Annotated in this window: 14 protein-coding genes; 12 read left to right on the top strand and 2 right to left on the bottom strand. The window is 68.7% G+C overall.

The window, feature by feature from the left end; all coding sequences use genetic code 11:
- Positions 1-184: 184 nt before the first annotated feature.
- Entirely contained in the window at positions 185-421 is a 237-nt protein-coding gene (locus tag EDF51_RS18665) for a hypothetical protein (RefSeq protein ID WP_134196088.1), read from the bottom strand.
- Positions 422-749: 328 nt separating this feature from the next.
- Between EDF51_RS18665 and EDF51_RS18660 the strand changes: the two genes are divergently transcribed.
- The gene (locus EDF51_RS18660; protein ID WP_134196085.1) at positions 750-1469 is read left to right on the top strand and encodes a hypothetical protein; all 720 of its coding nucleotides are present in this window, start codon (positions 750-752) and stop codon (positions 1467-1469) included.
- A 4-nt stretch (positions 1470-1473) separates the two neighbouring features.
- Positions 1474-2211 carry a hypothetical protein gene (locus EDF51_RS18655; protein ID WP_134196083.1) on the top strand — a complete coding sequence of 246 codons (738 nt, stop codon included), beginning with the start codon at positions 1474-1476 and terminating at the stop codon, positions 2209-2211.
- On the opposite strand, the gene EDF51_RS18650 is transcribed toward EDF51_RS18655, so the two are convergent.
- The gene (locus tag EDF51_RS18650) at positions 2208-2540 is read right to left on the bottom strand and encodes a helix-turn-helix transcriptional regulator (protein ID WP_131881554.1); all 333 of its coding nucleotides are present in this window, start codon (positions 2538-2540) and stop codon (positions 2208-2210) included. The genes EDF51_RS18655 and EDF51_RS18650 overlap by 4 nt on opposite strands.
- A 443-nt stretch (positions 2541-2983) precedes the next feature.
- Here EDF51_RS18650 and EDF51_RS18645 point away from each other — a divergent pair, with 443 nt between their 5' ends.
- From EDF51_RS18645 to EDF51_RS18600, 10 genes are read left to right on the top strand one after another with little or no spacing between them, the layout of a single operon-like run.
- On the top strand, positions 2984-3679 hold the full coding sequence (locus EDF51_RS18645; RefSeq protein WP_243837164.1) for a L,D-transpeptidase: 696 nt from the start codon (positions 2984-2986) through the stop codon (positions 3677-3679).
- A gap of 7 nt (positions 3680-3686) precedes the next feature.
- Entirely contained in the window at positions 3687-5285 is a 1599-nt protein-coding gene (locus tag EDF51_RS18640; RefSeq protein WP_134196081.1) for a hypothetical protein, read from the top strand.
- Between the two features lie 8 nt (positions 5286-5293).
- Positions 5294-5929: a hypothetical protein gene (locus tag EDF51_RS20200; RefSeq protein ID WP_134196079.1), complete on the top strand. Its 636-nt coding sequence runs from the start codon at positions 5294-5296 to the stop codon at positions 5927-5929.
- Between the two features lie 18 nt (positions 5930-5947).
- Positions 5948-6322 carry a hypothetical protein gene (locus EDF51_RS18630; protein ID WP_134196077.1) on the top strand — a complete coding sequence of 125 codons (375 nt, stop codon included), beginning with the start codon at positions 5948-5950 and terminating at the stop codon, positions 6320-6322.
- 29 nt (positions 6323-6351) lie between these two features.
- Positions 6352-7062, top strand: a complete 711-nt coding sequence (locus EDF51_RS18625) for a hypothetical protein (RefSeq protein ID WP_134196075.1) — start codon at positions 6352-6354, stop codon at positions 7060-7062.
- A complete protein-coding gene (locus tag EDF51_RS20070; RefSeq protein ID WP_166673597.1) occupies positions 7062-8558 on the top strand; it encodes a hypothetical protein in 1497 nt (498 codons plus the stop codon). The genes EDF51_RS18625 and EDF51_RS20070 overlap by 1 nt, the downstream gene beginning before the upstream one ends.
- Positions 8555-10180 (top strand): hypothetical protein, encoded by a 1626-nt coding sequence (locus EDF51_RS18615; RefSeq protein ID WP_166673596.1) that lies wholly within the window; start codon positions 8555-8557, stop codon positions 10178-10180. The genes EDF51_RS20070 and EDF51_RS18615 overlap by 4 nt, the downstream gene beginning before the upstream one ends.
- On the top strand, positions 10177-10455 hold the full coding sequence (locus tag EDF51_RS18610) for a hypothetical protein (protein WP_134196071.1): 279 nt from the start codon (positions 10177-10179) through the stop codon (positions 10453-10455). Before EDF51_RS18615 ends, EDF51_RS18610 begins: the two co-directional genes overlap by 4 nt.
- Positions 10452-11858, top strand: coding sequence for a hypothetical protein (locus EDF51_RS18605; protein ID WP_134196069.1), 1407 nt, complete (start codon positions 10452-10454; stop codon positions 11856-11858). Before EDF51_RS18610 ends, EDF51_RS18605 begins: the two co-directional genes overlap by 4 nt.
- Positions 11855-12394 carry a hypothetical protein gene (locus EDF51_RS18600; RefSeq protein ID WP_134196067.1) on the top strand — a complete coding sequence of 180 codons (540 nt, stop codon included), beginning with the start codon at positions 11855-11857 and terminating at the stop codon, positions 12392-12394. Before EDF51_RS18605 ends, EDF51_RS18600 begins: the two co-directional genes overlap by 4 nt.
- The last annotated feature ends 1 nt before the right edge of the window (position 12395 follow it).

Raw genomic sequence — 12395 nt, 5'->3', positions numbered from 1 at the left:
GCAACGTGCGTTACGATGGCGACACCTCCTCCTCTCGGGGTGGCGGTACGACGAAGGCTCCCGGCTCCAACCGGGCTTCTTCTCTCGGAACCTCAGAACCTGAACTGATTGGCGTCGTGCCAGGTGCTGAGATACATGACTTGGGGCTAAGCCCCGGACCCCCGCTTCGGCGGGGGTTTTGTCGTTATGCGGTCCTCTTGAGCGCCTCCGCGGTGTCGTCGGTCAGCAGCGGCAGGGCGCCGCGCTCGGTCTTGACCAGGAGCGCCAGGCGCTCGAGGTACATCGAGAGGGACAGGTTGCCCGAAGCGCGGGCAGCCTGTCCGAAGTCCTCGGCCGTGGTCGGCGCGAAGGAAACGTGGTCGTATACCGCCTTCTGCCCGCGCGGCAGTCGGTTGCGTCGAGTCCCGGCGTTCACACCCATGGCCGCAGTCTGTCGCGTTAACAAGCGGTTAGGCGTGCAGGCGCGCCGGTGGGTCGCGGTCACGCTGCGTTCGACCACTGTGCGTACCCGGGCAACCAGCCCTCGATCGCTGCGTCGAACTCGTCGGTGCTTGCGGAACGGACGGCCGCGAGCTCCGGGGCGGGACCGAGGCGCGAGATGAGCTCTGGGGTAATGTCGTAAACAGAGACGGCCGCTTGTACTTTGCTACGAGTAGTCATGATGACCTCCGGTAGTTCCGGGCTGCGAGTCGGGTCTCGTGAGCAGATTGTCAACCAGGGTAAGTTGTTGTCGGATGGTACTCTAGAGCATGCTCTCGGAAGATGCGTTCGCGGCATGGCTGGTGATGGCGGGTGCACCGTCCCGGTCCAGCGAGCTCGCGCATCTGATCGGGGAAAACGTCGGCAAGATCAGGGCGCAGCGACTTCGCTCACGCGTGTCATGGTCGGTCGTGGTCGCAGTGAGTCGTGCACTGGGCCGGAACCCTGTCCAGGATCTTCGGAGCTTCCCGGCGTTCGCCGCGGTGGACGCGGTCCAGCCGTCGGCGCCCGAAGCGCTGAGCCAGGTGGAGGTCGAGGACGTCCTGCTCGAGATCTCGAAGCGGCGCCGCTCGCAGATCGCGCGGATGGTCGGAGGGGCAGGGTACGAGCTGCAGTCGTTCCCGTTCGAGGACTCGACCCGGTACTGGTTCGATGCCATTGACACCGACGGGACCCTTCGGGCGAAGTTGATCGACGCCACGACGCTCGATAAGGCGTCTCTCTCACGTGCCATCAGCGCGAATACGCTGAGTCCAGAGCAGGCAGTCGTGGCAGCGACGATCGCGGACGGGACACCCACTGTTGGGCTGGTCGTCACTGGCCTTGTGTCTCCGGCGGAGGCAGGGTGGTCACCAACCCTGCGGGACACGGCCCTCATTGAGGCCTCTGACACGGAGCTGATCGACCTCGCGGGTGCCCGGCTGAGAACGCTTCGGAGAAAGATCCGCGCTGACCAGGTGGAAGCGAACTACTGGAAGACACTGGGGTGAGCACGTGAACATCAGCTTGACCGTCATCATGGCTGCGGTAGCAATTCCGGCTGCTCTGTTGGCTGTAACGAGGCTTCCGCAGTGGAACCGGCGCCGCAACCTTCGCGCGATCAGCGCGTTCCTGCTGCTGTCCGCGTCGTTCTCGCTGATGATTCCGGGGGTCTACACCGCACTCGACGTCGGGCACAACAACGCCCTAGATCTCGTCGTCAAGGGAGTGCTCTTCCTCTCGCTCAACATCGTGTGTGTGGATCTCGCTGACGCCAACGGCGCGCCACAGCTGGCGCGTCGTATGAACGGCGCTCTGGGGTGGACCATCTTCGGCGCCTTCATGATCGCGCTGGCAGTGATGCTCGCGCTCATCGGTGCCCACGGATCAAGCCCGGCGCTCGAGGCGTACCGGAGCGACCCATTGGTGGTCTGGTACAACACCCTCGCGAACGCCTACCCGGCAGTCATCGGCGTGGTGCTCGCCCCACACGTGCTTGCGACAATCCGAGACACAGCCGCATCCGAGAAACGGCGCCGCAACGCGATGCTCGTCGCCGCGGGCTTCCTCTTGAGCGTGATCGGCACGGTCCTGCTGCCAGTCTTCGCCGAGAGCACTCCGATGTACCGGCTAGACCAGGCAATCAATGGCCTCGCCGCCATCTGCGTCGTCCTGGGTTTTATCTTGGCCTACCGCGAGATGGGCACGCAGAAGTACAACAGCGTCCGTAGGTCGGCGCTGAGCGTCGACTAGGAGCCCCAGTCTCCGTCCGTGACGAATGCGCGCCACAGGTCGATGAGCTGTTGCAGGCGTTCGCGGTCGAGTGTGTAGGTGACGGAACGGCCGTGCCTGCGATCGGCGGGAACGTCGGTTGAGACGACTGCCCACTGCTCGAGCTGCTGCATTGAAGCGCTGATGGTGCCTTGGAGGATGCCGAGCTCTCGGACAAGCTCCGACGCCGGCGTCGGACCGTTCAGCCACAGGTACCGCACAACGAGAGCCTTCGTTCGGTTACCCATGATCGCGCTTGCGACGTCGAGATCAGGCTCCGTCGGGTCTAGCGGGTCCTGGGGTCTCGGCACGTCCCAAGTGTGACTTAGCACATGCCACGGTGTCTTACTAGCCGAGTTTGACAAATTGAGTTAGTGTTGCCCCAGACGGGGGCCAACCGGTGGTTCCCGGGGGAGGGGCCACCGTGGCTGAGCTAAAGGGCACGGCAACTCCGAGCTCGCGGACCGAGTTTTCTGACGGCTCTGGTTCCGCGTCCGTCGTCGGCAACGGCGACGACGGTCAGGTGCAGACGCGTCGACCCCTCACGCGCCTGCACCTGGCCCACCACCCACGCGCAACGATCGTGCGGAACGTTCTCGTGGCCGCCGCTGCAGCGGTCGTCGTTGGTACCTGCATCACGGTCGCCGTGGTGTCTCGTCCAACCGAGCAGTTTTCTGCACCGACCGCTGCGTTGAGCACAGCGGTGTCGATCCCGGTACGTCCCGGCCCGTTCCGCGCTCTGACGGCCGGCCAAGTGGCTTCCCTGCCGGAGGCCCGGTACGACGCGGTGATCCCAGGCCTGATGCGCTACGACAGCACGAACACCACGGCGTTGACCCGATCGGCGACGCTCGCGAAGGACGTCGCCCTCTACGGTGCCGCGCAGAAAAGTGCAGTGGCGCACCTTTCTGCGACGAACTTCCTCGGCGATCCGACGACCGTCGTCCCGGTCCGGACGGACGGCGCGTGGACGCTGATCCTGACACCGGCCCGTCAGCAGCTCCCCTCGAGTGCGAAGGGTGACGCTGCAGCGCAGACCGCCGCGTGGATCCGCACGGACGCACTCACGGCGGGGGAGGCCCTGCTGTCCCGCGTGGTCGTGTCCGTGGGCGAGCAGACGCTCAGCATCGTCACCGACAAGGACGTCGCCACCTACCAGGTGGGTGTCGGCACGAAGACGACTCCGACGCCGACCGGTGTCACGGGGTACCTGCAGGCCCGCTACCTCGACCCGAAGCAGGGGCAAAGCGTCCACCCGATCGAGCTGACGTCGCTGCACTCTGCGGCGAAGGACGAGCCGTTCGGCGGCTCGGACGGCGGCCTGATTGGGGTGCACTTCAACACCACCAGCTCCGGTGCGGTCTCGCACGGATGCATCCGGCTCACCGCCGAAGCGATCACGGCAGTCAACCGACTGCCGCTGGGTACTCCGATCACGATCACGAAGTGAGAGCACGATGACGGACACCACACACGACTCCGCAGACGTCGACGAGCGTCCCGCCGTCACCTGCCCGTTCTGCACGGAGGCAGTGCCGCAGGCCACGTTCTGCATGCGTTGCGGCCGTCAGATCGGCCAGCTCGACCTGACGAAGATCTTCACCTCCTCCGAACGAGCCGCCGGCTACGCCGAGGTCGACCAGCGCACACCGCTGGCCCGGACCGGGGACGTCGACAGCGCTGTGCTCGACGAGCCCGAGGTGGAGCACGAAGAGCCCGTGGGCGAGCCAGATGCCCGCCCGACGCTCCGCGTGCTGTTCGGTGGGCTGTTCGGCCGCAGCGCCCGCCCGACCGACGCAGCCGACGATGCAGCAGACGTCGAGGGGGAGACCGCCTCGAGCACCGACGATGAGAACCCGAGCCTGCGGACCCTGTTCGCCAGCTGGCTCCACCGCACACCGGTCGACCCCTCGGCCGAGAACGACGAGCAAGCCGACGACGCTGATGCCGACAAGCCGGCACCGTTCCTCAGCCGCCTCTTCTGGGTCTGGGCTGTGGCTGCCGTCGTCGTCGTGGGTATAGCAGCGCTGTTCGTGGCCACCAGCGGACACGAGGATCAGCAGAGCTCGACGGCGCACGTCGCCTCGGCCCCCGCGACGACGCTGCCCGGCTGGGCGAAGAAGCCCACGTGGGCGAAGAGCGGCGCAGTCGGCGCGGTCGGCGTGACCAGCGACGGGAACTACGTCGGCTACGCCCACGGGCGCACCGTCACCGTCCTGCACGCCGGGTCCGGCCGCATCGCGGCCACGCTGACCCTGCATGGGAAGGCCGTCGGTGGCGTGTCCGCCGTGACCGTGGACGGCAAGCCGGCACTCGCGGCCGCGTCGAAGACGGCCGTGACCGTCTGGGGTGCCGGGAAGCTGCAGCTCGAGGCGGGGATCCCGACCGGTGGCGAGTTTCAGGTGCGCGCCGGCGTGCCGTTCGTGACCACCGACACCACCGCGGCGATGCTCACCGGCCACGGCGCCGTCCCGGTCACGTTCCCGCGGCCCGGCGCGCTCATCATGGGCGGCACGGCGAACGAACAGGTGCTGTGGGCCTCCGCTCGAGGTGAAGTCCTCACCGCGGCCACGAACGGCACCGTCACCCGCACCGCGAAGCTTGCCGCCCCGAAGAGCGCGACGGAGATCTCCTCGTGGGTCGTCGCCACCGACAACACGGTGTGGGTGCGGTGGAAGACCCGCGAGCAGGGTTCCGTGCTCGCCGCCCACGACGTCGGCGACGGCAAGGCCATCAGCAGCACCGGCACCAGTTCGGATGAGCCGGTCACGGCCAGCCAGGACGGGAAGACCCTCCTGGTGCAGGGGACCGCGTTCACCGCCGCCGGGAAGACCGCCGCCGTGCCGAAGGGGTTCGTCGCGGACGGGTTCGTGGGCAACCACCTCTACGGCGCCGACCAGGACGGCACGACCGCATACGTCGCCGGCAAGGCCGTTCGCACCGGTCCTGCACCGACCGTCGTCCCGGTCGCCGAGACCGGATCCGGCGACCTCATCGCCGTCACCGACGGCCGCATCAGCACCTACGCCACCGCCGACCAGACCACGAAGCAGTAAGGACCTCTATGCACACCCGCACCCGCATCGCGCTCACCACCGCCGCGATCGCCACCATGACGCTCGGCCCCGCCGCCGTCAGCCACGCCGACACCGCCGCCCCCGACGCCTCGATCGCCGTCGACGTCCCCGTCGACCCCACCCAGCCGGTCGACCCCACACTGCCCGGAGACCCGACCGTGCCGGTCGACCCGATCCCGGTAGACCCAATCCCGGTTCCGACCGACCCGACGGACCCGACGGTCCCGACGGACCCCGACCCGGGCACGGACCCGACGGTCCCGACGGACCCGATCCCAGACCCGTCGGAGCCCGCACCTGTGGACCCGGCGCCAGTTGACCCGGATCCCGCTCCGGCGGATCCCGGTACCGACCCGACGCAGCCCACCGACCCGGGCACGCCGGCACCCGAGCAGCCGACCGACCCCGCACCCGCACAGCCCTCGCCGACTCCTACCCCGGCTCCGGCTCCCGCTCCGACGTCGACGCCGGCTGCTGGCGCGAGCTCGCCGGCACCTGCCCCGGCCCCGGCCCCTGCACCTCGCTCCACCGGAGCGTCCCAGACGCGTGGCACCAGCACTCCCGCCACGACTCCCCGGCACACCCCTAACCCCGGAACGACGCTCCCCGTCGTCGCCGGCTAACCCCGAAAGGTCCCGCTCATGAGCGCACTCCTCGCCCCGGTCATCAACATGACCACCAGCGCCGTCATCGCGGCACACACGCCGTCCGAGGTGACGGCGAAGGGCGCCAACATCAACCCGTTCGACGGCGTCAAGCCGGACCCGTCGTGGCTCGGCGATAACTTCACCACCCAGTGGAAGATCGCGCTCGGCGGTGTCTGGTTCCTCTTCATCCTCGGCTCGGCGTTCTTCCTGCTCAAGGCCGTCTCGAGGCTGCGGCACTTCAAGAACGCGAAGAACCCGCAGAAGGCGGAGGCCGCGAAGGGTGAGGTGATCGGCACGTCCCTGATGACCGGCGGGATCATCATCGTCCCGGCGATCTTCGGGTTCATCCTCAACGCCGTCAACGGCTGAGCCGTCCACGCCAGCGAGGGGAATCGCACATGAGCAAGCAGACCGCATCCCAGCCCCGGCGTCGTCGCCGGTGGTGGCTGATCCCAGTCGGGATCCTCGCGGCGATCGCACTCGTCGCGGTCGGCGTCACCATCGCGAACCTCGCCTCGCCGAACACCGCCCGTACCCCGGCCGGGGTGGCCGCCGAGGCCCCCACGGGCACCGGGAGCACCGCCCCGGTCCAGGGCGTCGAATACGCCTCTGGCTGCGTCGCCGGCCCGGACATCACATCGAAGGACCTACTCGAGCTCCGGGAGAAGAAGCAGTTCACCCCGGCCGGGGCCGCGGAGTTCCTCGGCGCGTTCATGCAGCTCTACAGCGCCGCGGACCCCGACCGTCGACCGAACCTGCGGGAGACCGTCGATGACGTCACGGACGGCACCGCGCACTCGATGCTCGCCGCGTCCGATCTGTCGAAGTCGGGCTACGACGACGGGCAGACACACGGCGTCGACCTGTCCGGTTCGGCGTACCTGGTCCGGGACAGCACCGACACCACCGTCACCATCGCCTTCGCCGGCCTCACCACGACGAACGGCAAACCCGACCCCGCTGAGGACAGCGCCTCCAAGTACCAGTACACGGGCGGCACCTTCACCCTCACCACCAGCGCGCAGGGCTGGGTCATCTCCGACGCCGATCCCTCTCCCGGCTGGGACGAGGGTCTGACGTCCGGCACCAAGTACAAGGAGGGCTGCTGATGGCATGCCAAGCAGGAGCAATCGTCTGCGGCGGCGGTGACGCACTCGCCAAAGGCCTGTCGTGGGTCTCCGGCGTGTTCGCCAAGGGTAAGGGGGCCGTCGAGGGTGTGAAGAAGGGCATCGAGTTCGCCCAGGACCCGATGGGCTTCATCACACAGCAGATGCAGGACGCCGTGCACGCCGTGTCCGGTGTGCTGATCCCGTGGCTGCTCAGCGCTCTGCACCCGAACTACGACGCTCAGTGGTGGCTGAAGTCCTACGCGATGTCGTTCTCGGTGTCGATGTTCGTGCTCGCCGTGCAGCTGCTCTTCATCATGGGACGCCGTAAGCGGGGATCGCTGGGTCCGAAGGAGATGCTCGAGTCGATCTTCATCGCGGCGCCCGCGTTCCTCATTGGTGCCGCGTTCGGTCCCGTGGTCGGCATCGCGCTGACCAAGCTCTTCACTGCAGCCGGTGACGCGATGGCCGCGTGGGCGGTGAACTCCACCACCCAAGAGTTCTTCACCAAGATCGCCGAGCTCGCATCCGCCGACGACGCCGGATCGCTCCTGAACTCGGCGATCGTGTCGATGTTCGTCCTCGGCACCCTGTTCCTCAGCCTGCTGGGTGTGGCGTTCATCTTCATCATCCAGCTGGCCACCCAGTACCTCGTCGGCTCGGTGCTGCCGCTCGGATTCGTGTGGATCGTGAACCCGGACACGCGGAAGCTCGGCAAGGCCGTCCCGGTCATCTGGGTCGTCATCGGTCTCACCCAGGTCGCGCTGATCCTTCTCGTTGGGCTGGCGTTCCGCGCCATCAACGGGATCTCGATCACCGCTGACCCGGGCACCCTCGGCAAGCTCGTCAACCCGATCCAGACGTTCGTGAACCTCGCAGTGCCGGCAGTGATCTCCTTCATCGTCGTGTTCGCGCCGCTGTCGATGCTGAAGTGGATCCCGCGCCCCGGCGGCGGTGGCGGCACCTCCCGCACGAGCGGGTTCACCCCGCCACAGGTGGCGCCGCAGATCCCGAACACCCCATCCCACGCCCCGCAGACCGCGCACCAGACCGCGGCGTCACAGCCGGCCGGACAGAGCGGTGGCGGCGGCTACCAGTGGAACATGCCGACCGCCCCCGCGCAGGTCAGCGGTGGGTACGGCGGGCAGGCATCCCAGGTCGGTGCTGCCGGCAACGCAGCAGCCGGTGGCGGCGGTTCGGTCAACGTGAGCGCGTCCGCTGCGAGCACGGCCGGCAAGCACGCCGCCGGCGCAGCCGGTGCTGCAGGGAAGGCCGGAGCCGCAGGTGCGGGTGCCGGCGCTGGTGCCGGCGCTGCCGGCGCTGCCGGTGGAGCTGGAGCCGCGGCCGCTGCGGGCACCGCATCGACCGGTGTCGGCGCGCCCCTGGCCGTCGGGATGCTGCTGGCCAACTCCGCACTCAAGGTCGCGCAGCAGGCCTCCCAGGCCGCGTCGACGGCCGCTGAGCAGGCCGTTGACCACGGCACCCACCAGGAGGCATGAGCATGCGTACCTCGATCATCGGCGGCGACAGCGCCCACCGTGGCCTGTTCGGCGGGCGCATCTCCAAGCCCCGACTCTGGGCGCTCGGCTCGAGCATCACCGTGACGCTCGTCTCCGTGTTCGTCATCGGGCTGTGGGCCCTGCTGGTCGGCGCGGTCCTCGTCGGAGCAGCCTGGTTCTCGACGATCGACACGGCGAACAACACCATCCTGCAGCGCCGGATGAAGGCCGCCCGGTGGAAGGAACGCCTGCGCCGCGGGACGACGAAGTTCGTCCCGTTCGACCAGGACGGGTGGGACATGCTCACCGACCGGTGGGCCGAGGCGAGCACCCGTGAAGAGAAGCGGGGGAGCATGCAGGAGCTCCACGCGATGCGGGACACCCCGGACGGGGTCGCCGGAATGCTGTGGCTGCAGGACGGTGTCGGCGAACCGGGGATCCAGTGGCACCAGACCCCGGAAGGGGAGGAGTACCTCGCGGTCACGTTCACCACGACCGGGCAGGTCACCGGCATCGAGACCGACCAGGTGTTCGACGTCGCCTCCGCCGGCTTCTCCGCCGTCGTCGCGTCGCTCGGGGACCCGCTCGGGTTCGCCAAGCGCATCCAGACCATCAGCCGCAACATGCCCACCGACTCCGCGCAGCACGAAGCGTGGATGGCGGAGAACGGCGACAGCAGCGTCCCCGCGGTGCTGCTGCACTCCTACAAGGACGTCGTCGACGGTGTCGCCGCCGGGCAGCTCATGCAGCGGCCGATGTTCACCGTCTCCTGGCCCGTCTCGGACCGGTTCGCCCGCCGGGCCGCGCGCCACGGCGACGCGGCGCTTGGGTGGCGGCTGTTCATGGCGAACGAGATCGAAGGGGTGCGGCGCATGCTCGTCGGCGCCGGCTACAAGAACGTGCGCGCGATGAGCGCCCGGCAGACCGCCGCGGTGATCCGGCACATGCAGCACCCCGGCTTCCCGATGGAGCAGGTCGCCGACGTCACGCCGACCACCGGGTGGCTGCCCTCCGAGGACGCGTGGTCGTACACGACGTACGTCGGCGCACCCAAGGGCGGCCAGGTGTCGGTGTCGCTGTCGCGGACCGCACGCATCACGGCGAAGAACCTCGAAGTGGTCGAGCGGAACGCGCTGTGGATGGCGCCGCTGCTTGGCGGGATGCAGTCCCAGGTGGTCCGGACGATCGCCTGGCACATCGAAGGATCCCCGCAGGACGAAGCCCGCCACCTCTCCGAGCAGGACCGGGTCTCCGACATCGCAGACCAGATCAAGCGCTCCAAGGACGGGCAGATCGAAGACGTCGCCCTGAACGTCGAAGCCGACGCAGCCCGGCGCCGCCACCAGGACCTCATCCCGGGAACCGGCCACGTCGGCGCGAACTGGGTCGGCTACATCACCGTCACCGACGGCACCGAACGCGGCCTGGCTGACGTCTCCGAGCTCATCGAGGACGCCGCGAGCCGGGCCGGGATCCGCACCCTCGAGTGGCTGGAGGTCGACTCCGCCACCGCCAACGCGTTCACCTGGCCCGTCGGCCGGGGGATCGCACCGGCGAACGTGTCGATCGGCTCCAAGGTCGAGCAGTTCGCGCAGGGCAAGGAAGCGAAGGAAGCACTGTGACCGCAACGATCTGGGTGCTCTCGGGCGCCTTCACCATGTCGGTAGCCGCCGGCCTGTTCTGCACGCTGTACGGCCTCGTCGTCGGGAAGGGCCGCGTGGTCCTGCTTGGCGTCTGCCTCGGCCTCGTCGGTATCGCGAGCCTGATGCTCGGCGCGCTCGTCAGCTCCGTGGCGGGTCTGGTGTTCGTCACGGCCGCACTGGCCGTCACCAGTCTGCTGTACCGCGACATCCGCCACCTCGTCGTGCCCTCTGAACGAACAGGAACGAACCGATGACCGACACCACCGTGCTCGAGCAGACGCAGCTCCCCATCGGCGACTGGGAGTTCCCCCGCCTCGAGCCCCGCGGCTACGTCGAACCGCGCAACCGGGTCCTGAAGCGCACCGGCTACTACGGCGGCCCTGTGAAGGGTGCCCCGTCGACGTCGCGGCAGGTCGAGGTGCTGAACCAGGGGATCCTGGAATCCCCGATGCAGTTCGAGGGCCTGCTGTCCGGGGTCGAGACGCTGTCGAAGACGCCGAGCGTGAACGACCAGTTCCAGGCGTACGCGCTCGGTCTGGTCGACTCCCCGAACGTCGTCGAAGCCGGCGACGTCGGCGTGGGCAAGTCGACGCTGATGAAGTGCGACTACGTCCTCCGCGCGCTGACGCTCCTGCGTCGCCGGGTGGTCGTCGTCGACAAGAAGCAGCAGTCCCCGACGGAGCCGTGGGGCGAGTACACCAACGTCGCCCACACCGCCGGGGTCGACCCGATCCGTCTCGCCCTCGGCGACCGAGACGGGTCCCGGATCAACATGCTCGACCCGGCCCTGTCGCAGACCAGGTTCATCGCCGGCGACACCGGCGCCCTCATGGTCCTGCAGCAGGCCGCCGCGCTCCTGAACGACGGCACCCCGCTGGACACGTGGGAGCGGAAGGCGCTGCGAGCAGCGCTCCGCGACGGAGCCGCCCAGGCGCGGGGCCGGGGCCGGGTCGTGAACATCTACGACGTCCTCGACCACTGCGGCGTCATCAGCGACGAGCTCAGGAAGCAGATGAGCCCCACCGCGCTCGAGCGGATGCACGAAGCCGGCCTCACGCTGCGGTTCATCCTCGAACGTCTCCCGGAAGAGATGCCGGGCCTGTTCGACGGCGACACGTCGGAGAACGTCAAGCTCGGCGAGAAGCTGACCGTGTTCGACATCTCGCAGCTGCCCGAGGACGGCCCCGCCGTCCCGCTCGCGATGATGCTCGCCAACGCGTGGACCCTCGGCACGATCCGCCGCTCCGAGCCGGGGTGGAAGACGACGTTCTGCGTCGACGAGGGCTGGTTCCTCGTCGGCGGGCCGATGGGGAAGGTCATCCAGTCCAACGCGAAGCTCTCCCGCGCGCTCGGCCTGTCGAACGTGGTCAACATCCACCACATCTCCGACATCCCCGCCGACGACCCCGCGGTGGCGTTCATCAAGGAGGCCGGAACGATGCACCTGTTCCGGCAGTCGAAGGCCGACGACGCGGTCGCAGCCGCGCAGATCGCCGGCTTGAAGCCCGGCGCGGCCGAGCAGTTGATGACCCTGCCGAAGGGGCAGCACTTCAAGAAGGTCGGTCTCTCCGCGGAGGTGCGGATCGCGCACTTCCGCTCCGAGCTCGAGCGACAGATCACCGACACCAGCGCCGGCCTGACGGGAGCAGCACTGTGAACCGCACCAGCCTCTCGATCGCCGCCGCAGTGGTGATCGCCGCAGCCCTCACCGGGTGCGCCAGCGCTCCGGCGCAGCCGTCGGTCTCGGTCCCCGCAGCAGCACCGACCAGTGCGGCCACGAGCGACGACGGGCAGCCGAAGGTCACCGGCCCCGGCCAGGTGACCCCGTCGGCGCAGCCGACAGCGCCGGTGAACGCGGAGGACCCGATCACGTCGACGCAAGAGGGCGCCGCGACCGGGACGGCGTCCGGGTTCGTGTCCGCGTACGTCGACAAGAGCGTCACCGGTGACGCGTGGGCCAAGGGTTGGATGCCGTACCTCACCACGCAGGCGCAGGCCGCGTACGAGGGCACCAGCCAGCAGGCGGTTCCCGGGACGACCCTCGCCGGCACGGTGAAGCTCGAGGACGGTGGCACCAACGGTGCCGCGATCGTCGACGTTCCCACCGACGCCGGCACGTACACGGTGCAGCTCAACCAGGTGAACGGCTCCTGGAAGGTGCTCCGCGCGATCCTCCCCGGCGAGGACGACTGAC

Origin of the sequence: Curtobacterium sp. PhB25 (assembly GCF_004365375.1) — a bacterium.
Lineage (GTDB): Bacteria > Actinomycetota > Actinomycetes > Actinomycetales > Microbacteriaceae > Curtobacterium.
Note: the sequence above shows the minus strand (reverse complement) of the source record. Positions and strands in the feature narration are given on the sequence as shown.